Origin of the sequence: Amycolatopsis sp. EV170708-02-1, assembly GCF_022479115.1 — a bacterium.
Lineage (GTDB): Bacteria > Actinomycetota > Actinomycetes > Mycobacteriales > Pseudonocardiaceae > Amycolatopsis.
Map to the genome: position 1 here is coordinate 5,389,716 of NZ_CP092497.1, position 21,354 is coordinate 5,411,069.

The 21,354-nt window shown below is 69.3% G+C and carries 21 protein-coding genes, 1 pseudogene and 2 riboswitches; of the genes and pseudogenes, 6 read left to right on the forward strand and 16 right to left on the reverse strand.

All coding sequences use genetic code 11. From position 1 onward, the window contains the following. The first annotated feature begins 21 nt into the window (after positions 1-21). Positions 22-962: pseudogene (locus MJQ72_RS24475) on the forward strand (MBL fold metallo-hydrolase). On the opposite strand, the gene MJQ72_RS24480 reads toward MJQ72_RS24475, so the two are convergent. The 4 genes from MJQ72_RS24480 to MJQ72_RS24495 form a co-directional block, all read right to left on the reverse strand. Beyond that, on the reverse strand, positions 909-1,085 hold the full coding sequence (locus MJQ72_RS24480) for a hypothetical protein (protein ID WP_240593306.1): 177 nt from the start codon (positions 1,083-1,085) through the stop codon (positions 909-911). The pseudogene MJQ72_RS24475 and the gene MJQ72_RS24480 overlap by 54 nt on opposite strands. A gap of 146 nt (positions 1,086-1,231) precedes the next feature. Next, a complete protein-coding gene (locus tag MJQ72_RS24485; protein ID WP_240593308.1) occupies positions 1,232-2,005 on the reverse strand; it encodes a hypothetical protein in 774 nt (257 codons plus the stop codon). Beyond that, positions 1,992-3,524, reverse strand: a complete 1,533-nt coding sequence (locus MJQ72_RS24490; RefSeq protein ID WP_240593309.1) for a substrate-binding domain-containing protein — start codon at positions 3,522-3,524, stop codon at positions 1,992-1,994. The genes MJQ72_RS24485 and MJQ72_RS24490 overlap by 14 nt, the downstream gene beginning before the upstream one ends. Further along, on the reverse strand, positions 3,521-4,759 hold the full coding sequence (locus tag MJQ72_RS24495; protein WP_240593311.1) for a hypothetical protein: 1,239 nt from the start codon (positions 4,757-4,759) through the stop codon (positions 3,521-3,523). The genes MJQ72_RS24490 and MJQ72_RS24495 overlap by 4 nt, the downstream gene beginning before the upstream one ends. 172 nt (positions 4,760-4,931) lie before the next feature. Here MJQ72_RS24495 and MJQ72_RS24500 point away from each other — a divergent pair, with 172 nt between their 5' ends. Further along, on the forward strand, positions 4,932-6,587 hold the full coding sequence (locus MJQ72_RS24500; protein ID WP_240593328.1) for a glutamate--tRNA ligase: 1,656 nt from the start codon (positions 4,932-4,934) through the stop codon (positions 6,585-6,587). A 39-nt stretch (positions 6,588-6,626) separates the two neighbouring features. Here MJQ72_RS24500 and MJQ72_RS24505 read toward each other — a convergent pair whose 3' ends face one another. Next, the gene (locus tag MJQ72_RS24505) at positions 6,627-7,340 is read right to left on the reverse strand and encodes a hypothetical protein (protein WP_240593330.1); all 714 of its coding nucleotides are present in this window, start codon (positions 7,338-7,340) and stop codon (positions 6,627-6,629) included. 15 nt (positions 7,341-7,355) lie between these two features. Continuing rightward, positions 7,356-8,189 (reverse strand): hypothetical protein, encoded by an 834-nt coding sequence (locus tag MJQ72_RS24510; RefSeq protein ID WP_240593332.1) that lies wholly within the window; start codon positions 8,187-8,189, stop codon positions 7,356-7,358. A gap of 232 nt (positions 8,190-8,421) precedes the next feature. On the opposite strand from MJQ72_RS24510, the gene MJQ72_RS24515 reads away from it, so the two are divergent. After that, the gene (locus MJQ72_RS24515; protein WP_240593333.1) at positions 8,422-8,649 is read left to right on the forward strand and encodes a hypothetical protein; all 228 of its coding nucleotides are present in this window, start codon (positions 8,422-8,424) and stop codon (positions 8,647-8,649) included. Positions 8,650-8,654: 5 nt separating this feature from the next. On the opposite strand, the gene MJQ72_RS24520 is transcribed toward MJQ72_RS24515, so the two are convergent. The 4 genes from MJQ72_RS24520 to MJQ72_RS24535 form a co-directional block, all read right to left on the reverse strand. Then, complete coding sequence (locus MJQ72_RS24520) at positions 8,655-8,888, reverse strand: hypothetical protein (RefSeq protein ID WP_240593335.1); 234 nt, start codon at positions 8,886-8,888, stop codon at positions 8,655-8,657. Between the two features lie 436 nt (positions 8,889-9,324). Beyond that, a complete protein-coding gene (locus tag MJQ72_RS24525; RefSeq protein WP_016335539.1) occupies positions 9,325-9,621 on the reverse strand; it encodes a hypothetical protein in 297 nt (98 codons plus the stop codon). 116 nt (positions 9,622-9,737) lie between these two features. Then, a complete protein-coding gene (locus MJQ72_RS24530; RefSeq protein ID WP_240601412.1) occupies positions 9,738-10,316 on the reverse strand; it encodes a hypothetical protein in 579 nt (192 codons plus the stop codon). A gap of 442 nt (positions 10,317-10,758) precedes the next feature. Then, positions 10,759-11,376 carry a TetR/AcrR family transcriptional regulator gene (locus MJQ72_RS24535; RefSeq protein ID WP_240593337.1) on the reverse strand — a complete coding sequence of 206 codons (618 nt, stop codon included), beginning with the start codon at positions 11,374-11,376 and terminating at the stop codon, positions 10,759-10,761. Between the two features lie 106 nt (positions 11,377-11,482). On the opposite strand from MJQ72_RS24535, the gene MJQ72_RS24540 reads away from it, so the two are divergent. Together MJQ72_RS24540 and MJQ72_RS24545 are read left to right on the forward strand one after the other, a co-directional pair. Further along, positions 11,483-12,088: an SRPBCC family protein gene (locus MJQ72_RS24540; RefSeq protein ID WP_240593338.1), complete on the forward strand. Its 606-nt coding sequence runs from the start codon at positions 11,483-11,485 to the stop codon at positions 12,086-12,088. 19 nt (positions 12,089-12,107) lie between these two features. Continuing rightward, complete coding sequence (locus MJQ72_RS24545) at positions 12,108-12,446, forward strand: hypothetical protein (RefSeq protein ID WP_240593340.1); 339 nt, start codon at positions 12,108-12,110, stop codon at positions 12,444-12,446. On the opposite strand, the gene MJQ72_RS24550 is transcribed toward MJQ72_RS24545, so the two are convergent. The 6 genes from MJQ72_RS24550 to MJQ72_RS24575 are packed head-to-tail and all read right to left on the reverse strand — an operon-like array spanning position 12,376 to position 19,879. After that, positions 12,376-13,257 carry an ECF transporter S component gene (locus MJQ72_RS24550; RefSeq protein ID WP_240593341.1) on the reverse strand — a complete coding sequence of 294 codons (882 nt, stop codon included), beginning with the start codon at positions 13,255-13,257 and terminating at the stop codon, positions 12,376-12,378. The two genes, MJQ72_RS24545 and MJQ72_RS24550, sit on opposite strands and share 71 nt — an antisense overlap. Then, positions 13,254-14,849 carry an ABC transporter ATP-binding protein gene (locus tag MJQ72_RS24555; RefSeq protein ID WP_240593342.1) on the reverse strand — a complete coding sequence of 532 codons (1,596 nt, stop codon included), beginning with the start codon at positions 14,847-14,849 and terminating at the stop codon, positions 13,254-13,256. The genes MJQ72_RS24550 and MJQ72_RS24555 overlap by 4 nt, the downstream gene beginning before the upstream one ends. Then, positions 14,846-15,958 (reverse strand): energy-coupling factor transporter transmembrane protein EcfT, encoded by a 1,113-nt coding sequence (locus MJQ72_RS24560; RefSeq protein WP_240593344.1) that lies wholly within the window; start codon positions 15,956-15,958, stop codon positions 14,846-14,848. Before MJQ72_RS24560 ends, MJQ72_RS24555 begins: the two co-directional genes overlap by 4 nt. Next, the gene (locus tag MJQ72_RS24565; RefSeq protein ID WP_240593346.1) at positions 15,958-16,881 is read right to left on the reverse strand and encodes an ABC transporter substrate-binding protein; all 924 of its coding nucleotides are present in this window, start codon (positions 16,879-16,881) and stop codon (positions 15,958-15,960) included. Before MJQ72_RS24565 ends, MJQ72_RS24560 begins: the two co-directional genes overlap by 1 nt. Further along, entirely contained in the window at positions 16,878-17,438 is a 561-nt protein-coding gene (locus MJQ72_RS24570) for a flagellar hook-length control protein FliK (protein ID WP_240593348.1), read from the reverse strand. The genes MJQ72_RS24565 and MJQ72_RS24570 overlap by 4 nt, the downstream gene beginning before the upstream one ends. Next, a complete protein-coding gene (locus MJQ72_RS24575; RefSeq protein ID WP_240593349.1) occupies positions 17,435-19,879 on the reverse strand; it encodes a hypothetical protein in 2,445 nt (814 codons plus the stop codon). Before MJQ72_RS24575 ends, MJQ72_RS24570 begins: the two co-directional genes overlap by 4 nt. An 89-nt stretch (positions 19,880-19,968) precedes the next feature. Beyond that, positions 19,969-20,036: riboswitch (cobalamin riboswitch) on the reverse strand. 111 nt (positions 20,037-20,147) lie between these two features. Then, positions 20,148-20,279: riboswitch (cobalamin riboswitch) on the forward strand. 31 nt (positions 20,280-20,310) lie between these two features. Between MJQ72_RS24575 and MJQ72_RS24580 the strand changes: the two genes are divergently transcribed. Further along, complete coding sequence (locus MJQ72_RS24580) at positions 20,311-21,318, forward strand: prenyltransferase/squalene oxidase repeat-containing protein (RefSeq protein WP_240593351.1); 1,008 nt, start codon at positions 20,311-20,313, stop codon at positions 21,316-21,318. Positions 21,319-21,354: the final 36 nt, after the last annotated feature.

The window sequence follows — 21,354 nt, forward strand, 5'->3', positions numbered from 1 at the left end:
GACCGGCGCGAAAGTGGGGCCATGCCCTTCGAACCCCTCACCCACGAACCCGCCGTCGACCCCGCCCAGGCCCGGGAGATCGCCCGCGACCTCGTGGTGATCCCGAATCTCGGCGTCGAGCTCGTCCCCAACATCGGCGTCATCGGCGGCTCGCATTCGGTGCTCGTCGTCGACACGGGGCTCGGTCCTCGCAACGCCGGGAAGGTGCTCGCCTTCGCGGCCGAACACGCCCGCGGCCGCAGGCTGTACCTGACCACGACGCACTTCCACCCGAGCACGCGTTCGGCGCGCAGGTCTTCGCGGGCGAGGCGACCTACCTCGTCAACAGCGCCCAGGCCGCGGACCTCGTCCACAAAGGACCGGGCTATCTCGAGATGTTCCGCGGCCTCGGCACCCCGGTCGCACGGGCGCTGGAGGGGGTCGGCCTCGCCACCCCCGACGTGGTCTACGACGACGCGTACGACCTCGACCTCGGCGGGCGGGTCGTGCGCTTGGCGGCCACGGGACGCGCGCACAGCAAGGGCGATCAGGTGGTGACCGTGCCCGACGCGGGTGTGCTGTTCACCGGGGATCTGGTCGAGACCGGGCAGTTCTCGATCTTCCCGTGGTTCCCGCCGTACGACACCGATGTCTCGGGACGGCGCTGGATCGAAGTGCTGGGACGGCTGGCCGCCGCCGGACCGGACCTCGTCGTCCCTGGTCACGGCGACGTCTCCGGACGCCGGATCCTGACCGACGTCCGCGAATACCTCGAACTGCTGCGCGACGAGACCTGGAAGCGGCGCGATTCGTCGCTTCCCGAAGAGACCATCGCCGCGGAGGTCGAAGCGCTGATGATCGAACGCCACCCCGAATGGGAAGGCCGGGACTGGATCGCGAAGGGCGTCGGCTGCTTCTGCGCCGACCACTCAGGCCATGAGGCAGCAGGCACCGGTGAAGCAGCCGAAGGCGCCTCCGCTTGACGCGTTCTTCCAGTGATCGAAGTGGTCGATCACGAGTTCGACCTCGGCCTGCCCGGCCGCGGTGACATCGATGGCGGAGTCGGCGAAGAAGGTGCGGATATCGTCGGAAACGGTGGTCTTCATGGAAGATCTCCCTCGAACCTGCGGTGTTGGATACCGAAATCGTGCAGGTTCGGGCCCCGGTGCCGACAGTGCGAAGCGACACGGGCGACGTGTGGCTTTCGACTGCTCCACTCGTGTCAACCGGACGACGCGAGTGGAGCAGCCGGCTATTTGAAGATGGCGATGGGATGGACGACGAGTTCCCCGGTTTCGGGGTCCCAGTCCTCGACCTTGCCGAGGCATCGGGCCCGGAACGCGCCGGCGGGCGCGGAATCCCGCAGATCGCTGGTCACACAGGTGAACCGGATCCGCCTGCTGCGCTCCGGATCGTCCGGATTCCCGTACGGCGCCACGAAAACCGTCTCGGTGTCGGTCTGGGAGCGTTTACGGAACAGACCCTTCACGGAGATGAACGCCTCGACACCGCGCAGCCGCGTCTTGACCTGCCGGGTGCTCTCGGGACCGTCGGCCCAGCCGAGTTCCTTCACCAGTGCCCGGTTGTGGACCAGTTCCTGCTTCGTCAGATCGACGTAGATGATGTCGTGGTGCTTCTCCAGCACCTTCGTCACGATGCCGATCACGGTGATCGGCTCGGCCTTGCGGATGTACCGCCGGAACTCCTCGTCGGTGTCGGTGCGCTCCGATTCCCCTTTCAGCGGACCGAATCCGCCCGAACCCCAGAACCGCCAGCCCCGGCTCGTCCGTTTCTCGACCTCCTGTTCCAGCGCCTCGTTGTAGCGATGCAGCTGGTAGAGGCCCATCACGGATTTCGTGTGCAGGTAGAAGCCGATACCCCGGATCATGCCCTGATCGCCGTCGGAGCGCGCGCGGCGCCAGTGTTTCACGAAAACGACGATCGCGACGAGGAAGGCGGCCACGGTCAGCACCCAGACCGCGAGCCACCATCCCCAGACGTCCCACCACAGATTATCGGCAGCCACGGATCTCCTTGAAGGCGTCGAGCAGGGATGTCGTGTTCGCGTCGACCATCCGGCCACCGGTGGCCACGGCCGCGCGCTCCAGTTCGGCGGGGTTCGCCTCGCCGAACCGGATGGTGTACGTGTGCACGCCCGGATCCCTTGGCGCGCGCAGGAATTCTTCGATACCGGGGCCGGTGTTGCTCTCCCCGTCGGTCATCAGCACGATCGAGACGCCTCTGCCGGGCTCGGCGCCACGATGGGCGCTCGCCTTCGCGTACGCCTCGCCGAGCGCGGCCCAGACCGCGGTGCTGCCGTCGAACTCGTCGGCCGCGATGAAGGCCCGCAGCGCGTCGAGATCACCGGGTCCGCCGATGGTGAACTCCTTGTCCCCCAGTATCTTCCCGCCGAACCGGAGGACCGTGAGCCGCTCGCCGCGGTAGAAGCGGTCGAACCCTCCGCCCGGACCGCCGCTCAGCCCGGCGAAGGTCGCCCGGAGCGCGGCGATGCGAGGCCCCTTCATCGAACCGGAGAAGTCCAGCACGAAGATCACGCGGCCCGGCGCGCGGGAGGAAGAGGCCGCGTAGTCGTCGAGGAGTTTGTCCACGACGGCCTGTTCGTCCGGGAAGTACAGCGAGTTCCCGATCGAGGACGGCAGCCGCGGATCGAGCCCCACCTCGCCGGTGATCGGACGGCGCAGGGTCCGCTCCATCAGCTTCTTCTGCGTGGCCGGGCTTCTGAGCCAGGACACGACCTGGTCGTACGCCTCCCGCTTGGCCGGGTCGAGCAGCAGGACCGGATAGTCGGACTGGACGATGCCGTCGCGCGGGTACACCAGGTCCAACGGGGTCTTGAGCCTGCCGCTCGCGTTCAGGGAGAGCAAGGTGGACTCGTAGCCGATGATCGCGTCCACGTCCTGGCGCTCGGCGAACCGATCGGCCACGGCGGCCGAGGTGTCCGCCGTCAGCGTGTGCCCGGTGCGGAAGCCCTGCAGCTTGTCGCATTTCACGTCCGGGAGACGCAGCGCCGCGCCCGTGCCCGCGGCGGCCGTCGCCACCCCGACGAGGGAGGTGAGCCCGCTGGTCGACTTGGCCGGATCCGCCATCGCGAACCGGAAGCCACCGCCCGCCGCCGCGTCCGCCAGATCCGCCCACGAGAGCTTCCCGTCCGGTTTGCCGCGGCGCAGCTCCGCCGCCTTCGCCGGGGTGATCCCGACGATGACCGGCGACACCATGGTCTTGGTCGCGAGCGGCCGTTCCCCCTTGTCCCCCGACTGCCGGTGCTTGAGCTGGAAATACCGGTCGGTGGAAAGCCAGGCGAGATCGTGCGTGGCCTTTCCCGGGGTGAGGGAGGCGGCGGCGTCGATGGTTCCCCGGAAATCCATTTCCAGTTCGATTCCCGTTTCCGCGCGAAGGTCTTCGAGAATGGGCCCGAGATCGGCCAGCTCCGAACTGGCCAGCACGCGTAGTTTCACCTTCTGCCCGCCGCTCGTACAGGCGGCCACCAGGAGCAGACAGCACAGGACCGCGAGGAGCCGCTTCACGGGCAGTCCCCGACCGTCTTGATCATCTCTTCCAGCACCGGGTTGTCCGGCAACGGCGTGGTGCTGTCGTCGGCCGCGATCTCCGGGGCCGGCAGCCCCTGTTCGCGCAGGAAGTCGTACAGCCGCGCGCTTTTCGTGCTGCCCGCGGGGGTCGCGACGCCGAAGCCGAGCTCCATCGCGCGGCGCTGCAGCTCCGGATCGAAGGTGATCAGCTCCCCGAGCCGTTCCGCTTCCGGTTTCAGCGCCAGGAACTGGGGTTTCGTCAGGATGTCGTCCTTCGGGTACAGCAGGACCCGATCGTGGTCCGGCCGGCCGCTCTGCGCCTTGGCCCGCAGCTGCATGGCGAGGTACTGGTGCTCGTAGATGACGACGATCGGCTTGTCGCCCTCGGCGAGATTCGCGTAGGACTCCGACAGATCCGAAGACGGGAAGCCTTGGGCCGCCACGAGCGGTTTGATCCGGTTGGCCAGCTCTTTCGCGGCCGAGAGGTTCGGCGGCCCGGCGGGAGCGCCCGCCGGGCGCGGGTCGACGACCGGGACCTGGCGGCCGTTCTCCAGGAACGCCAGCAGGATCAGGTACGTCGCGCCCGAGTTGGAGTCGCAGATGTTCGAGGTCTGGGCGAGCACCCGGTTCCCGTTCCCCGCGCCGAAGCGGCTGATGCCGAGCGAGTCCCAGGTCTGCCCCTTTCGCAGGGTCTCGATGAACTTCTCGGTGTCCAGCGTGTAGTACAGCGGCACCTGCTCTCCCCGCGGTTTCGTGGCGATGTCCTTGCTCGCCAGCGTTTCCGCGTAGCGGCGATACGTGGCGAGGACGATCGGGCTGGTGAACGGCTGCCGCGCGGTGCCCGTCCACTCGTTGGCCCTCGACCGGCGGACGAGACCCGCGGCGGGCTCGCCCGACATGAACACGAAGTCGTACCGGCTGAGGTCGTGGGTGGCGACGTCCCGCGAGCCCGCCCTGGTCACGTGGACGCGGATGTGGTGGCGCATCAGGATTTCCTGGATCTTCGGGTCTTCGAAGAGATCCGATTTGGAGCCCATCTTGCCGCGCAGGACGAGCGTCTGCTGGAACGGCACCACGATCGTGCCGCTCACGAGCAGGGCGATCAGGCCGGCCACGGCCAGGGCCAGGGCGGGCCCGAAAGTGCGGAGAAAACGACGGCGCAGAAAGAACGCCGAGGGTTTTGGTCGGATGGTGAGCTGGGGTTCTTCACGAAGCGAGCTATCGGTGGTCACCGATTTCCTCCCCGAATGTCCGGCAAGGCCCATTTTACCGGGGACCACCGACGGAAAAGCACGTCTCGATCCGGCTTCGGGACCCACCCTCACCAGCCCGGGAGGCTGGACGGTTAGGCTCTTCGGTGGCGAAAACCGCCATGCACCACGACGCCGGGAGATCTGAACCGCCATGCTGGACCGAGCAGTCATCGACGCCCTCTTCCCCGCCGACCTGCCCGAGCCCGAGCACTGGGAACAGCGTTACCCCGCCCGCGAGCTCCCCGAGGGCGCCCTGGTCACCCGGTTCGGCCCGTCGCCGACCGGGTTCGTCCACATCGGCGGGGTCTACGTCGCCACCATCGACCAGGACGTCGCCCGCCGCAGCGGCGGCCGCTACCTCGTCCGGGTCGAGGACACCGACCGCTCGCGCGAGGTCGAAGGCGCCATCGAGCAGTTCGAGCGCGGGTTCGCCTACTTCGGCCTCGCCGCCGACGAGGACATCCACCGCGGCGGCGACTACGGCCCGTACCAGCAGTCCGAGCGCGAGCAGATCTACCTGACCTACGTCCGCCACCTGCTCCGCACCGGCCGCGCGTACCTCGACTTCGCCACGAAGGACGAGCTGGCGGCGATCACCGCCCGGCAGCAGGCGACGAAGCTGCCGACCGGCTACTACGGCTCGTGGGCCATCTGGCGCGACGCCGACCCCGCCGACGTGCAGGCGAAGCTCGACGCCGGGGATCCGTACGTCGTGCGGTTCCGCGCGCCGGACGACACCGGCGCCCGCGCCCGGTTCACCGACGCCATCCGCGGCCCGCTGGAGGCCGAGGCCAACCGCAACGACGTCGTCATCCTCAAGAGCTCCGATCAGAGCCCCCGGCTGCCGACCTACCACTTCGCGCACGCCGTCGACGATCACCTCATGCGGGTCAACCTGGTGATCCGCGGCGACGAGTGGATCTCGTCGGTGCCGGTGCACCAGCAGCTGTTCGACGCGCTCGGCTTCGAGCCGATCACGTACGCGCACATCGCGCCGCTGATGAAGCAGGAGGGCGGTAGCAAGCGCAAGCTGTCGAAGCGCAAGGACCCGGAAGCGAGCGTCGACTTCTACATCGAGTCCGGCTACCCCACCAAGGCCGTCCTGTACTACCTGCGCGGCCTCGCCAACGGCCGTCTCGCCGAGATGCCCCTCGACCAGGCCTTGGCCGAGCCGATCAACCTCGACGAATGCGGGGTCGCCGGCCCGCTGGTCGACCTGGTCAAACTCGACGACATCTCGGCCGACCACATCGCCACGCTGTCCGGCGCCGAGATCCTCGAAGAGGTCCGGGGCTGGGCGGAGCGGTTCGACCCCGAGCTGCGGACCGTCCTCGACGCCGAGCCGGACCTCGCGCTCCGCGCGCTCGCCGTCGAGCGTGACGGCGCCGAGAACCCGCGCAAGGACCTGAAGAAGTGGAGCGAGTTCCGCGCCGTCTACGGCTTCTTCTTCCCGCAGCTGCACGCGGCCGTCGCGAGCCCCGACGACGAGCGGATCACCGCCCTCGGCGTCGACCGCGCCGTCGTCCAGGCCGTGGCGCGGGACTTCGTCGAGAACTACCGGCAGCTCGACGACGGCCAGGAGTGGTTCCAGCAGATCCGCGATGTGGCGGCGAAGCACGGCTTCGCGAAGAACGCCAAGGAGTTCAAGAAGAACCCCGAAGGCTTCCCGGGTTCCATCCGCGAGGCTTCGCAGATCATCCGGATCGCGATCACGGGCTCGACCCGGAGCCCGGACCTGCACTCGATCACCCAGGCGCTGGGGCGCGAGGAGACGCTGGGCCGGTTCGCCGGTCTCGTTGCCGAGTGACTCGTGAGTGGTGAGGACGGTTAGAACCGTCCTCACCACTCACGAGGCGGGCAGGAACTGGTCGTAGAAGGCCGTCTTGATCGCGACGACCGCCTCCTCGGTCTCCCGGAACCGCTCCCGCGCCTCGCCGGAGTCGATCAGCTGCACGAGCCGCAGCCCGAGCTGGTCGGAATGCGTCAGCGACAGCGGGGACGCGGCGGCGAGCGGGCGCGACTTCGCGTCGTGCACGTGATGCGGGTAGTAGAAGACGGACTTGGCGCCGAGCACCGGGCCGATCCGGCGCCAGAGTTCGCCGTATTCGACCGACACCAGCACCTCGCCCCAGAACCGCAGGATCGTCAGCAGCTCGACGTCGGCGTGCTTCGAGTCGCCCGCCGAGGCGATCAGCTCCATGGTGGTGTCGAGGCAGGCCGAGGTGGCCAAGGACCTCCGTGACCGCACGAGCACTTCGCGAGGGACGCCCAAGGCGAGGATGTCCGCCATCAGGTCCTCGCGGTGCGAAGGTGTGCTGCCGGGCGAATTGTTGTCCGGATACTCCTCGCGGACGATGACGCGGGCGATCCGTTTGGACTGCTCGTCGGTGAGCAGGTCGATCGCCAGGTCGTAGGCCATGGTGAAGGCCAGTGACAGGAACCGGCGCTGCACCAGGACGGCCCGGAGGTCCTCCTCCGGGAGATCGGTGACGCCCCGCAGCGCCGGGTGGTTCCTGAACCGCTCGATCAAACCGTCTTCGAACTCGTCGAGCTCGCGCATCACTACACCTCTTGCTCAGAAACGGATCATGTCGATGCTTCGGTTCCAGTCGGCGAGGTCGACGTCGCGGCCGATGTCCCACAACGTGTCGAGCTCGCGCTGGATCTGTTCGCCGAGCACGGTGTCGTGCGTGCCCTCGATCTGGAACTGCGGCGAATTGACCGCCAGCTGGCCGTGCAGGAACATGCTGACCAGGTAGCGCCCGTCGGCCCGGTACACCGAAACCGAGGCCTGCGAGTTGAACACCCGCACCTTCAGGTTGCCCTGGCGTCTCGCCAGCCGCCGGTGCAGCCGGGAGAGGATCTCCAGGCACTCCGCGATCCCCGTGCTCACGAAGGGGTTGCCCGCGCCATCGCTGCGGCCCAGCGCCGCTTCCCGCAGCCCCACCAGCATCGAGTTCGGGTGCAGCAACATGATCCGCACCTCGGCGCGCCGTTCCACGATCGCGGCTTCGAGTTCCTTTTCCAGGCGTTGCAGGTTGGGGATCCAGGTGTTCAGAATCGTCACCTGTTTGGCCTTCGCGACGTGTGCCGCGAACTCGTCGTCCGGAAAGCGTTTGTGCACTTCGACCACACCGCCGTAGTGCGAACGGCGGAGACTCGCGGCGATGGTGTCGATGTCGAGACCGGCGAGGCGATCGCGGATGTCCTCCAGCGCGCGCAACGGCGTCAGCTCGATGAGCAGCACCACGACCACACCGCTGACCATGATCAGGGTCAGGGTGGTGACGCCTTTCGGCGCGACTTTGTCGAGAAGGCCGAGCTGTTCCGCGATTCCGACGGCGAAGCCGGCCACCGCCAACCCGCCGAGACTGAGCAATTCGAGCCAGCGACGCATTCTGCGGAGCATTCACCCTCCGGGATCCGGCAGCTTGGCCCTCATGTTCTCACGATCGTGGAGCCGATTTGTGATCGGGGTCACCGCCTTGATGCGACGGCTTCCCCTCCGCGGAATTCACGAAAAGAATCGAATCCGGCGCGGGAATCCGCAGTGCGAAGGGCGCAGATCACAAGGCAAGGGTGAAACGTGCGAGCCTCGACAGACGACTTACCCGATACGCGAGTACGGAAAGTTGTGGTCAATGAGCGCTGATCGCGTTGTCCAGCTGCACTGGGAGCCCCTCCGCGTGGCCGACGACGACGGCCACGCGGCCTTGTCCTATCCCGGGATCTCGGTGGTCCGGCGCGACGAGGGTGAAATCGTCGACCGCACTTGGATACCGGTCGGGGAAGAACCCACCTTCGCCGACGACGAGGCACTGATCACCGCACTGCACGCCGCCTGGCGCTGGGCCAGGCCAGCCGCGTGATCCCCTTATTCGTCGCCCGATTTGTACCGGCGCTGGAGTTCTTCGTCCTGCTCACGCGGCGCCTTTTCCGTCCAGCGCCCGTGGACGAGGTCGTTCTCCGTGTAGTCGGCGCGCCGTGAGGCCCACCCCGGCAGCATGATCTTGCGCGTCCCGCCCCGCCCTCGATCACGCAGATCGGTGACGACGGCGATGCCGATCACCATCAGGAGTATCCCCAGCGCTATCCAGATTCCGACCATTGTCCGCTCCCCCGCAGATCAGTCAGTTTCGATCAGAATAGCGGGGAACGGTATTCGTGCGGACCTCATTTTCCCGGACGGGCACCCGGCGGAACGGGGCGGCCAGGGCCGGCAGGATGTGGCGGCGGTCGCGGATCAGGGCGGCGAGCGCGATGAGCGCGTAGACCCCGCACAGGACGTTTCCCCATCCACCCTGCCGGCGAGAATTCCCTTGCGGGATAAGGAAGAGCGAAGATCGTCATACCGAAAACCGGATATCGTCCCGCCGGAGCAAGCGGGGCTGTCTGCCCGGACCTTCCCCAGATCTCAGCGCGAGGGCTCCTCGCTCCCCGCGCCGTCGTCCTGGCTCCCCAGGGCCGGGAGTATCGCTGATCTCAGCGCCCGGAAATGACGAACTCCCCGGTATCCGCGGGATACCGGGGAGTCCGGGGGCGGGTCAGCCCCGGGCGTTCGGATCGATCACGTCGCCTGCCAGCCCGGTGGCGGCGTCACCGAGCGCACCGGTGGAGTCGACGACGCCCTGCCCGGCCGCGGTGGCCGAGTCGACGGCGTCCTGGCCGGCCGTGGTCGCGCTCTCGGCGAGACCCTGACCGGTTTCGGCCAGCCCGCCGGTCGCCTGGGTGACCTGGTCGGCGGCGCCGGAAAGGTCGACGCCGGTCAGTTCGCTGACCTTGTCGCCCGCGCCGCCCAGCAGTTCGGCGGCCTTTTCCTTCAGCGAGTCGAACAGGCTCATCAGGGGTACTCCTCGGATCGGTCGTGCGAAAGGCGGCTGAAAGTTCACCGTACAGGACAAAACGGGCACGGTGCGCGATGGCCGTCCCTCCGGACAGGTGAAAGACCGAGGAACGTTCAGAGACAGGGCGGCCGGTAGCGGTCGATCGAGAGGCCGCGGAAGTCGAGCTTGTTCGGCGTCTTGCCGACGAAGACCAGGCCTCGCGCCTCGGCGAGCGCCGACGCGAAGGAGTAGCCGGGCGTGCCCAGCTCGGGCAGCGTCGTCCAGGCGGCGGGTTTGAAGCTGAAGAACTTCTTCACCATTTTGCCGCCGGTCGACGGCACCTTCGTGAGCCACTTGTCCCCGCCGCTCCAGTGCGAGGCGGGACGAAGCTGGACGTAGAGGTCGTCGGTCGCGCTGTACGTCATCCAGAAGCCGGCGGATTTCGACAGATCGGCCTGTGCTTCGAACTGATTTCCCAGCCAGACGACGACCACGTGCCATTCGGCGTTGAGGAAGGTCACCTTGGCGGCGTAACCGCCATGTTCGCGAACGAGCAGGCTGCCGGTCGGCGGCAGCGTGGTGCCCTCACCGGAGGCGAGCCAGTGCTGCAAACGGTCGATCGACGGGGTGGCGCATTCGCAGCCGTGCCCGCCGGACGCGTTCGCGACGACACCGGGGCCGATCAGCGAAGCCAGGAGCATCGACGAGAGCACCGCGAGCGTACGAATCCTGGATCCTCCGCGCATTCCCGGAAGCTAGCACAGCGAACGCGAAAACCACCGCACAGCGCCGAAAGCGGTCGACGATGCCCCACTGACCGGGAACCGTCCTTTATGGACGCTGGTCGCCGCCGCGCTGCCCGAGTACATGTCGCGAAAGCCACTTTCGCGACGTTGGATGTCCCGAAAGTGGCTTTCGCGACACGTGCCGGGGAGCCGCCCGGCGGGTGCGCAGGGCCGGAACGGACGACACACGTGACCAGACGGACGACACACGTGACCGGATGGACGACACGCTCGCGGCCGGGTCCCGCCGCGAGTCGTCCGCCTGGACACGCGTGTCGTCCGTCTGATCACGCGTGTCGCGCCTCCAAGCACGCGTGTCGCGCCTTTGAGCACGCCAACTCGCGGCCCGATCACGAACCGGCGAGCGCGATCACCCGGGCAGGTCGTCGACCTCGGCGGCGAACAGGAGGGCCGGGTCGAACCCCATGCCGGCGAAGTGCCCGGCGAGCTCGAGCGACAGGACGCCGTGAACGCGGGTCCAGAAGGTCACGGCGCGACGGAGGACCGCGGACGACACCGGCAGCCCGCCCGCCCACTCTCGATGCTCCTCGAGATGAGCGTCGAACGCCGTCAAGCGCCCGTCGTCCGGCTCCGCAGCGTGCACCCGGAGCAGCACGGCCATGATCTCGTTCGAGATCTCCGTGGTGTCGCCGGGCGCGCGGTAGCCGGGGATGGGCGTTCCGTAGACGAACAGGTATCGCTGCGGATCCGCCAGCGCCCATGTCCTGATCGCGTCGGCGACTTCGGCCACACTGGCCGACGACTGGACGGCGTCGGCGAGACTCCGGTACGCGTCGCGGATGAGGTCCGTGATCAGGTCGTCGCGGCTGGGGAAGTACCGATACAGCGCGGGGCCGCTCATGCCGACGTGTTTGGCGATCGCGTTGAGGGACAACGCGGACACGCCCGTCGTGGCCAGCTGCTCCCACGCGTGCCGCTTGATCTCGGCGCGCACCTGGGCTCGGTAACGCTCGCGCGAGGTCTCCACCGGCCACCTCCTTCCAGCCAGTTAGAGGCTATCACTTTCCCTATTGACACTCACGCCATTGGTTATAGCTTCTAACTATCGCAATCGCCACTAACAAGGAGTTCTGATGAAGTCGCTCTACCGCACCGCCGCGCTCGCGCTTCCGCTCGCGATCGGCCTGCTGGGCGGTGCCGTGGCACCCGCACACGCCGCCACGACCGCGTCCCCGCTTTCCTGCCAAGGCAAGACCATCGACACGAAGGCTCCGATCCACTATCGGACCGAGGCCCTGATCAAGGCACCGCTGCCCAAGATCTGGCGACTTCAGACCGACGTCGAACGCTGGCCGTCGTGGCAGGAGCCGGTGCTGAGCAACGAACGCCTGGACCACGGCCCGCTCCGGAAGAACTCCCGGTTCCGCTGGACCACCCCGGCGCCGCCCACCGCCACGACCCCCGCCACCACGCTGTCGATCACCTCGACCGTCCATCAGATCCAGCGCGGCGCATGTCTCCGCTGGAGCGGGCCCGCGGTCGGCGAGGGCCTCGGCATCGACAACGGGATCCACGTCTGGACCTTCACCGAGGTCAACGGCGGTGTGCTCGTCCGCACCGAGGAGAACTGGTCCGGCGCCCAGGTGGAGGCCGACGTGCCCACCGCGACCAGATTCCTCGGCTGGGGCCTCGAAGCCTGGCTGAAGGACCTCAAGACCACCGCCGAATCCCACTGCTGAACACACCCCGGAGGAACCGATGTCCGACCGCGAAACCACCGTCCGCCATGCCCCGCGCGCCGTCGTCGTCTCGGCCTGGGCCGTACCGATCATGGTCGCCGGCCAGTTCGCGATGCTCGCCGTCGTCCCGCTCGCGATCGCCCTGATCGGCACTTTGCGCGACACCCGGCTCCGCTGGGGCGCGATCGCCCTCACCGCGGCCTACGCGACTCCCCTGGCGCTCTGGGCGATCGGCCCCGACCGGGCGCAGAGCCTGTCCAAGGACATGCATCCCGTCTTCGCCGCGCTCATCGTGGCCGTGGGAGTGGCGTTCGCCGTGTCCTTCCACGTCCTGCGCCGGAAGCGGGCTCATCGGTGAACGAGGGGATCACCCCGTAGGAGGCCTTCCGCGAAGCCCGGCGCAACGTCGCGAGCACGGCGGGCCCCAGCACCAGGATCGCCACCGTGTTGGTGATCGCGCGGCCGGTGTCCCAGCCCGCCGTCGAGGTCAGCAGGGTGAACACGGCGAAGCGGTGCAGGTTCTCCAGCAGCGGGGCGCCGGGCACGTAGGAGATGTGCCCGTCGTGGTACGGCACCTCGGCGTCGGTGATGAACGGCCAGAACCACAGGTTCATCAGGAATCCGAAGACGTACGCGACGAAGATCCCGTACGCCACCAGCATCGTGATCTCCGCCTTGCCGGTGATCCGGCGCGGCAGCAGCCCGGCGCCCATCCCGATCCACGCCGAGCACATCATCTGGAACGGCAGCCACGGCCCCACCCCGGCGGTCAGCAGCGCCGAAGCGAACATCGAAGTACAGCCCAGCACGAAACCGAACCCGGGGCCGAGCACCCGCCCGGCCAGCACCAGCAGGAAGAACACGGTCTCGATACCCGCGGTCCCCGCGCCGAGGGGCCGCAGGGCGGCGTTCACCGCGGAGAGCACGCCGAGCATCGCGAGGGCCTTGGAATCCATGCCCCCTTCGGACATCTCGGCCAGCACGATGACGATCAGGATCGGCAGGATCCCGATGAACACGAACGGCGCGTCCGGGCCGTGCTGCATGGACTGCGGCTCGACGCGGACCAGGAGCGGCCAGACGAACATCATCAGCCCCGCCAGCGACGCGAGGCCGAGCACCGTCGCCGAACGGGGGCCGAGCCGGACCGCCGGGGCCACCGCGGTCACGGGACCTCCTGCGGCAGCGCCGACCGGACCTCTTCGACGGTGAGCCAGGGCTCGCCGAGGATCTTCGCGATCTGCGTGGCGAACGCCGGGGAGCCGCCGAGCACCTCACCGGTCGGGCCGTCCGAGACGATCTCCCCTTCCGCCATCACGATCACCCGGTCCGCGATCGTCGCGACGAACTCGACGTCGTGGGTCGCCACGACGATCGCCTTGCCCTCGGCCGTCAGCGAAGCGATCATCCGCGCCAGCGCTGCCTTCGCGGTGTAGTCGAGGCCGCGGGTCGGTTCGTCCAGCAGCATGATCCGCGGGGCGGCCGACAGCTGGACGGCGAGCACGAGCGCGAGCCGCTGCCCTTCCGAAAGGTCACGCGGGTGCGACTCGGGATCGATGCCCGGAGCGAGCCTGTCGAGCAGTTCCCGGCACCGCCCCGGCTCCGCACCCGATTCCGCGTCGGCGGCTTCGCATTCGGCGGCGACGGTCTGCAGGTACAACAGATCGCTCGCGGTCTGCGGCACCATTCCGACCAGGGCCCGGGCCGCGGCGCTGCTCAGCGTCTTCGGGTCCTCGCCGTCGACGGTCACCTTGCCGCCCTGCCGGGGGCCGGAACCCTGCACCGCCCACAGCAGCGAGGACTTGCCGGAACCGTTGCGCCCCATCATCGCCAGCACCTCGCCGGCGCGCAGGGTCAGGCCGGCCTCCCGCACCGCCACCTTCGGCCCGTAACGCACGACGACACCGGACGCGGCCAGCAGCTCCTCGCCCACTGTCGTGGTCCGCGCGGGCGGAGCCCCCAGCGTCAGCGAGGACGCGCGCCGCCGGGCGTCCCGGACCGACATCGGCAGCGGATCCCAGCCCGCCAACCGTCCCAAGTGGACGATCGGCGGCGCGATGGGCATGTCCTTCAGCACTTCCGGCGGCGTTCCGTCGATCACTTCCCCGGTGCCCGGCACGTGGATCATCCGGTCCGCGAACGGGATCACGCGTTCCATCCGGTGCTCGGCCATCAGCACCGTCGTGCCGAGGTCTTCCACCAGCCGGGCCAGCGTCGCGAGCACCTCCTCCGCCGCGGTCGGGTCCAGCGCCGACGTCGGTTCGTCCAGCACGAGCACCTTGGGATGGGTGGTGAGCACCGAGCCGATCGCCACCCGTTGCTGCTGCCCGCCGGACAGCGTCCGCAGCGCGCGCCTGCGCAGTTCCGCGATGCCGAGGAGGTCGAGGGTCTCCTCCACGCGGCGGCGCATCACCTGCGGGCTCAGGCCGAGTTGCTCCATGCCGTACGCGAGTTCGTCCTCCACCGTGTCGGTCACGAAGCCCGCGAGGGGATCCTGTCCGACGACGCCGACCAGATGCGCGAACTCGCGCGGCGGCCGGGATCGCGTCGTCACGCCGTCCACGGAGACCGTGCCTTCGAGATGACCGCCGGTGAAATGCGGGACGAGACCGTTGATCGTGCCGAGCAGCGTCGACTTGCCCGCGCCCGTCCGGCCCGCGAACAGCACGAGTTCACCCTCACCAATGGAAAGTGTCACGTCGGACAGCACCGGTTCGGCGCGGCCGTGATAGGTGAAGGAGACGTGGTCCAGTTCGATCATGCGCGGGCTTCTTCTTCCAGTGCGGCGTACGGAGGTTCGGGAGCCGGCGTCAGGAACGCGGGAAGCACGCCGATCAGCACCCCGAGCAACGGCACCCACGACAGCGAAGGCCAGGACAGGCCGATCAGCGACGGGTTCATGTTCATCGGGTTCACCTCCGACGTCGCGAACAGGACGGCCGCGACGGTGATCCCGCTGACGGCGACGACGATTTCCGGCGGATGCCAGCGATCCGGCCGGTAGCGTGTGCGCCGGACGCGTTTGCCCGCCGACCAGAATCCGATCAGGCCGACCACGACACCCGCGGAAAGCACCGGTGCGGCCAGGTATCGGGGCGTCGAACCGTCCAAAGTGGCGTATACACCGACGCAGACACCGAGCAGCCCGGCGATCATCAGCGTTCCCGTGATCAGTCTGGCGCGCGCTTCGACCATTCCCGCCCGGCCGTAGCCGCGTGAGTCCATCGACGCGGCGAGCTGCAGCGAACGGGAAAGCGCGTCCTCCAGTACCGGGATGAGGATGGTGTGCAGCGCCTTCACCTTCTTCTTGCCCGAGCTGCCACGCAGCCGGCGGGCCCGCCGGACCCGCAGCACGCTCTCGGCGAGCTGCGGGAACACCGACAGCGCGACGATGACCGCCGTGCCCACCTCGTACAGCGCCGGCGGCATCGCCTTGAGCAGCCGTTTCGGGTTCGCCAACGCGTTGGCCGCGCCGAGGCAGATCACCATCGTCGCCAGCCGCATCCCGTCGTAGAGCCCGCCCAGCAACGATTCCGCGGAAACGTCGCCGAAGAGCCGGATACCCGCCGCCCATTCCGGCAGCGGGATCTCGGGCAGCCGTAGGAGGATCGTGGATCCTTCGGCACCACCGAACACGACGCGGAAGAACACGCGGATCGCGACGATGAACGCGCCGAGGTACAGATACAGCCGGAACGCCAGCGCCCACGGCGCCTCGCTGCGGCGGGCCACGACGACGTACCCCGCGACGGCCACGATGGTCAGCAGCAGCCACGGGTTCGTCGTGCGGGTCGCCGCGACGGCGAGTCCGAGCGCCCACACCCACCACGCGGCCGGATGCAGATCGCGCGGCAGGAAGTAGGACGTCATCAAACTCCTTGAGCGCGTTTGCGTCTGCGTGCCATCAGGAATCCTGCCACGCACAACGCCAGTACCGCGGCGCCGGCCGCCCAGGGCGCCCAGCCCGCCGCTCCGGACTCGCGTTCGAGCACCGCGTTGACGTCCTCGGCGTTCTCCCCGCCGGTGAACGCGACGTTCGACGACGGGTCCTGCGCCTTCGGCCGCGCCGAAGCACTCGGACGCGGCTTGGGCGGCGGCAGCGCGCCGGAACCCGGCTCCGCGGCCGGAGCCTCTCCCGCGGTCGTCGCCGGTTGAGATCCGTCGGCTTGCTGACCGTTCCCCGCCGGCGGTCGCTGCTGCCGCTCGCCGGGGTCGCCGGTAAGCGGCTTCGCCTCTTCTCGCGGCACACAGGGCTGGTTCTCGGTGCCCGGCCGGACGGCGGAGACCCGCGGGACCGGGTTGCTCTGGGCGGTGGCGTTCAGGGAGAACGACCAGCCCTCGAAACCGCCCGGGATGAAGTCGCGGTTCTTGACCCCCCACTGGCTGTAGTCCCAGGCGCAGTTGTTCGAGGCGTGCCAGTACGACCAATAAGCCTGAGCCGGCGGTGTGTCGACGCACGGCTCCCGGTAGCCCTCACGGCCCGTCATGGGAAGGCTCTCGGTCGCGGACGGGCGGTTCTCGACCCGGCAGACGAACGACTCGCCCCAGCGCTGGACCCCGGCGATCTGGAAACCGGCGCCCTTGAGCGCGTCGAGCCCGGTGCCGCGGGTGGTCTGCGGATTGCACCGCACGATCGTCGTGCCGCCGAGCTGCTGGAAATCCACCACCACGGTGACCCCGGTGGCGTCCTTGCAGAACCCGGGATATCCCTTGCCCTGGTCGATCGCGTGCGCGGACGGCGCCGTGGCGGCGATCAGGAAGACCGCCGCCACCACCCCGAGGAGCCTTTTCACGGGACGGCCGGGTTCCTCGGCGTGACGCCGGGCGGCGGGTTGGTCGTCGCGGACTTGTTCAGCGAGAACGACCAGCCCTCGAAACCACCCGGGACGACGTTGCGGTTGAGCGCTCCCGAGCTGCTGTAGGTCCAGGTGGAGCCGGAACCGTCGGCGTGCCAGTAACCCCAGTACGCGCCCGCGGGCGGGGTGGTGACGCATGCTTCCTTGTAGTTCGGGTTGGTCGACAGCGGGAGGGTCTCCGTCGCGGACGGGCGGCCTTCCAGGCGGCAGACGAACGCGAGCCCCCAGCGTGCGGTGCCGGCGACCGCGATCCCCGCGTCCTGCAACGCCTTGATGCCCGTGCGGGCGGTGCCCGGCGCGGCGTTGGGCGAGCAGCGGGTGATCGTCGGCGCGGCCAGCTCCTGGAAATCGATCACGACCGTGACCCCGGTGCGCGCGTCGGCGCCGGTGCAGATCCCGTTGTACCCCTTGGTGGTGTCGACCGCGTTCGCGGGTGCGGCGGACAGCCCGATCAGTCCGATGAGGACAGTGGTGACGGCGAGCAGTCTCTTCATGGTGTTACCCCCTTTTTCTTGGTGAAACGGCGAAGGACGAAGACGAGCGCGATCGCGGTGAGCAGGAGCAGCGCGGCCAGTCCCGCGAGCCCCCAGATCACCCAGGCCGGCTGGTCGTCGGATTGGGCGGCGGCCAGCACCGGCGTATCGGTGCCGGTGGTCAGCGGGAGCCGGATCGCGGGTGACAGCGGCGAATCCGCGGCGGTGAGCCAGGAGCGGCCCGCGATCCCTTGGGCGGCGGCCGAACTGGTCGGGAGATCGGTCTCTCCGCCGGATGCCTTGGCGAACCCGCCGTCCGCCTGGACGAGCTTGCCCAGCGAGCGCGCGGTTCCGCTCGCGTCGAGCCCGGCGGTCTGCCGCGCGGCGGCGACGGCGGCGCTGAGCGCGACGTCCGTCTCGCCGCCTTCCCCGGTCACCAAACCCTCGCCGGTGGGCCGGACGCCGAGCGCGCCCACCGCGGAGACGAACGCCGACACGCGCCGCTCGGTCCAGGCGTTCGGGCGTCTGGTCGGCGGCGCGGTGTCCGTGTGCGGACGGGCGACCAGCGCGGTGACGGCGGCGGCTGTCGCGGCGAGGTCGCCGGAGCCGCACTCGGCGGTGTCGAGGTGCTTCGGGAAGGTGCCGTCCGCGCACTGGCGGGAGAGGAGCAGTTCGACCGCGGGGCCGGGGTCGGCGGCGGTGGCGAGCACCGCCCAGGCGTGCCGCTCGACCGTCCGGTCGGCGTCGGCGAACGAACCGGTGTCGGTGAACTCGCCGTCGGCACCGCGCAGTTTCACCAGATCGGCGCGCAACGGCCCGGCTGCGTCCGACTTCGCGAATTCGGCCACCAGCACGAGTTTCGCGAGCGGTTCGGCGTACGACGCCTCGCCCTGTTCGTACGGCGCACCGTGGGCGTAGGCCTGCACGGATTCCGGCTTCAGAAGGAACTGCGAAGCGCGGGCGACCGAATCCGGCCGCTGGTCCAGCGCCCGCAGAGCCAGCACCACATCGGCGGTGGCGTCGTAGTCGACGTAGGTCTTGCCGCCCTCGGTGACCTCGACGTGGTCGCCGCCGACGAGCCGGTTCGTCAGGTAGGCAGCGAGACGGGCGGCCGGGGTCGCGTCGGCCGGGGCGGTGACCGCCGCCACCGTGGACACCCGGGCACCGGTGGACGCCCTGGGCGTGACGAACTTTTCGGGTTTCGGAGCAGGCTTGTGCGGCTGCGTCGTCGGGGCCGGGGTTTCCGGGACGCCGGTGGCCGGCGGCAGGGTTTCGCCCTTCGCGAGCGCGTAGAACCCGACCTGTGACAACCCGAGCGAAGCCTGCGCGCTAGCGCGGATCCAGGTGTCGAGGCCACTGATGCCGGAGGAACGCGCGGCCTCGTAGGACGCGGGGTCGTAGGCGATCGCGCCGAGTTCGCCCGCGAGCTTGTTCCCGGCGTCGGCCGCGGCGTTCGCCTGCGCGGATTTGAGGTACCGCATGCCCTTGTCCACCGCCGCGTCCGCGCCGCCGGCGTCGGCGAGTGCTTGGACGATCAGGCCGGTGCTGTTGGTGTTCGGCGCCTCGGTGCCGACGCCGCCGCCCCAGCCGCCGCCGGGCGTCTGGTTCGCTTTGAGCCAGGAGACGGCCTTGCCGATCGGAGCGTCGAGACCGGCCGCGCCCGCCTTCTTCGCGGCGAGCAGCGCCGAGAGGGCGAGGCCGGTGGCGTCGCCGTCGGTCGGGGAAAGGCCGGGCGCTTTGCCCTCGTCGCAGGTCGAGACCTTGCGGCCGTCCGGGGTGACGTGGTCGCCGGTCTCCTTCGTCGGGATGTAGGAGAACAGGACGCGGAAGTAGCCCTCGGAGCATTGCTGGGTCAGCAGCTTGTCGATGGCGAGCCGGTCGTTCACGCCCGCGGCGGCGAGGCCGATCACCCCGAGCGCCTGGCCGAACATGTTCGCGTTGTTGCTCACCGCGTCGGCGAGCGCGGGATCCTTGGCGTAATCGCTGATCCGGCCCTTGTCGGGGCCCTTGCGCATGATCGCGCCCTGGGTCTCGGCGACCAGGTCGTAGCCGTCGAAGGCCCGGGGATTCCGGCCGGAGACCTGGGCGGCGACCAGTGTCTTCGCCACGGCGCCGCCGACGACGATCTTGTCGTACCCGGCGCCGGGGGCGAGCCCGTCCCAGGTGAAGTAGTCGGTGGCGTGGCCCTGGTCGTCGAGGAACTTCACGATCGGCTCGGCCCGCGCGCCTTCTCCCGCGGCGTACATCGCGAAGAGCACGTCGAGCATCAAGCCGTGGTCGGGCAGTGAGCCGCCGCTGGGGTTCTCGAGCGTGCCGTCCGGCTTCAGCTTCGCCGCGAGCCAGCGGGAACTCGCCTTCGCCGCGCCCGGATCGTTCGCGGCCGTCGCCGTCCCGGCGAACGGTGCGGCGATCACGGCGACGCTGACGGCGAAGGCCGTCGCGGCCAGGTACCCGCGGCGCATGACTCCTCCTTGCGGCATGGCGGAGGACAGCGCGGGACGCCGCAGTCACCCCTGTTTATCGCGACAGTGGTTCGTTCATCCGCCCGTTCGGTATCCCGGCTCGCCCTGCGAAAGGGCCCACGGTTGCGCGACAGCGCCGGATTTCGACCGGCTTCCCCGTCACGGGCGGCGGTGTTCTGTTGTCGAGCCAGCCGAGGTTAACACCCGTTCACCTCAGGCAGGTACCGCTGACCAGGTCGGTAGCCAGGATCACATCGGCACCCGGCGGTATCCCGCATTCGACCGGGGTGAGAGTCTTCTGGCGCGGTCGTGGGGGAAGTCCGGTGAGAGTCCGGCGCTGTCCCGCAACGGTGTGCCTTCCTGGCGAGCCCGGTCACCCACGTCGCGCGGTGTCACCGACTCCTGTCGTGGAAATGCGGGAAAGGGTTCTCATGAGACGTTTGGTTTTCGCTGTCGCCGTGCTGTGCGGCATCGGGCTGGCCGCCGCCCCGGCGGCGGCCGCGGCCACCCACCACAAGGCGGACGCCGCCGCGGGCTGGCTCGCCAGGCAGATGACCGACGGCGAACGGTTCGAGGCCGACTTCGGCGGTCAGAAGTTCCCCGACCAGGGCCTGACGATCGACGCGATCTTCGCGTTCGCCGCGGCCGGGGTGTCCGACACGAACGCGGGCAAGGCGATCGCCTGGCTGGCGAAACCGGAGATCACCACCGGCTACGTCGGCGGCGGCACCGAGGCCTACGCGGGCGCGCACGCCAAGCTGATGCTTGCCGCGCAGATCCGCGGCAAGGACCCCGCGTCGTTCGGCGGCGTCGACCTGAAGGCGGGCCTTCTCTCGCTGCTCACGCCGTCCGGCCGGTTCTCCGACCGGTCCGAATACGGCGACTACTCCAACGCCCTCTCGCAGTCGCTCGCCCTCCTGGCGCTGGACCGCACGCCCGGCGGCGCCCCGGCACCGGCCGTGACGTTCCTCGCGAGCACCCAGTGCGCGGACGGCGGTTTCCCGCTGAACTTCGGCGAGGCGACGTGCACGAGCGACGTCGACGCGACCGCGACGGTCGTGCAGGCCCTGCGCGCCACCGGCGACGCGGTGAACGCCGGCGAGGGCACCTCCTGGCTGGTCACGAAGCAGCACGCGAACGGCGGCTTCGGCTTCGGCACGAATGCGCCCAACGCCAACAGCACCGGCCTCGCCGCGGAAGCGCTGGCCGGTCACCGTCCCGCCGCCGCGATCAAGGCGCGGGAATTCCTGCGGTCGCTGCAGACCGGCTGCGCCGGCGCCGAAGCGGACCGCGGCGCGATCGCCTACGACGCCACCGGCCTGAACCCGGCGACCGCCCCGCGCGCGACCGCGCAGGCGATCCTCGGCCTGGCGAGGGTGCCGCTGAGCGAACTGCACGGCGGTGGACGTCCGCAGGCACCGGTACTCACCTGCCCCTGACGTCACCTCGTGAGTGGTAAGGACGGTTCTAACCGT

What these genes read in the sequence shown, in the direction of transcription:
- MJQ72_RS24510 (WP_240593332.1), bottom strand. Translation starts at nt 8,189, where the DNA reads ATGCTCCGCAGAATGCGTCGCTGGCTCGAATTGCTCAGTCTCGGCGGG.
- MJQ72_RS24540 (WP_240593338.1), top strand. Translation starts at nt 11,483, where the DNA reads ATGAAGTCGCTCTACCGCACCGCCGCGCTCGCGCTTCCGCTCGCGATC.
- MJQ72_RS24480 (WP_240593306.1), bottom strand. Translation starts at nt 1,085, where the DNA reads ATGAAGACCACCGTTTCCGACGATATCCGCACCTTCTTCGCCGACTCC.
- MJQ72_RS24500 (WP_240593328.1), top strand. Translation starts at nt 4,932, where the DNA reads ATGCTGGACCGAGCAGTCATCGACGCCCTCTTCCCCGCCGACCTGCCC.
- MJQ72_RS24515 (WP_240593333.1), top strand. Translation starts at nt 8,422, where the DNA reads ATGAGCGCTGATCGCGTTGTCCAGCTGCACTGGGAGCCCCTCCGCGTG.
- MJQ72_RS24555 (WP_240593342.1), bottom strand. Translation starts at nt 14,849, where the DNA reads ATGATCGAACTGGACCACGTCTCCTTCACCTATCACGGCCGCGCCGAA.
- MJQ72_RS24545 (WP_240593340.1), top strand. Translation starts at nt 12,108, where the DNA reads ATGTCCGACCGCGAAACCACCGTCCGCCATGCCCCGCGCGCCGTCGTC.
- MJQ72_RS24560 (WP_240593344.1), bottom strand. Translation starts at nt 15,958, where the DNA reads ATGACGTCCTACTTCCTGCCGCGCGATCTGCATCCGGCCGCGTGGTGG.
- MJQ72_RS24580 (WP_240593351.1), top strand. Translation starts at nt 20,311, where the DNA reads ATGAGACGTTTGGTTTTCGCTGTCGCCGTGCTGTGCGGCATCGGGCTG.
- MJQ72_RS24575 (WP_240593349.1), bottom strand. Translation starts at nt 19,879, where the DNA reads ATGCGCCGCGGGTACCTGGCCGCGACGGCCTTCGCCGTCAGCGTCGCC.
- MJQ72_RS24525 (WP_016335539.1), bottom strand. Translation starts at nt 9,621, where the DNA reads ATGAGCCTGTTCGACTCGCTGAAGGAAAAGGCCGCCGAACTGCTGGGC.
- MJQ72_RS24570 (WP_240593348.1), bottom strand. Translation starts at nt 17,438, where the DNA reads ATGAAGAGACTGCTCGCCGTCACCACTGTCCTCATCGGACTGATCGGG.
- MJQ72_RS24520 (WP_240593335.1), bottom strand. Translation starts at nt 8,888, where the DNA reads ATGGTCGGAATCTGGATAGCGCTGGGGATACTCCTGATGGTGATCGGC.
- MJQ72_RS24505 (WP_240593330.1), bottom strand. Translation starts at nt 7,340, where the DNA reads ATGCGCGAGCTCGACGAGTTCGAAGACGGTTTGATCGAGCGGTTCAGG.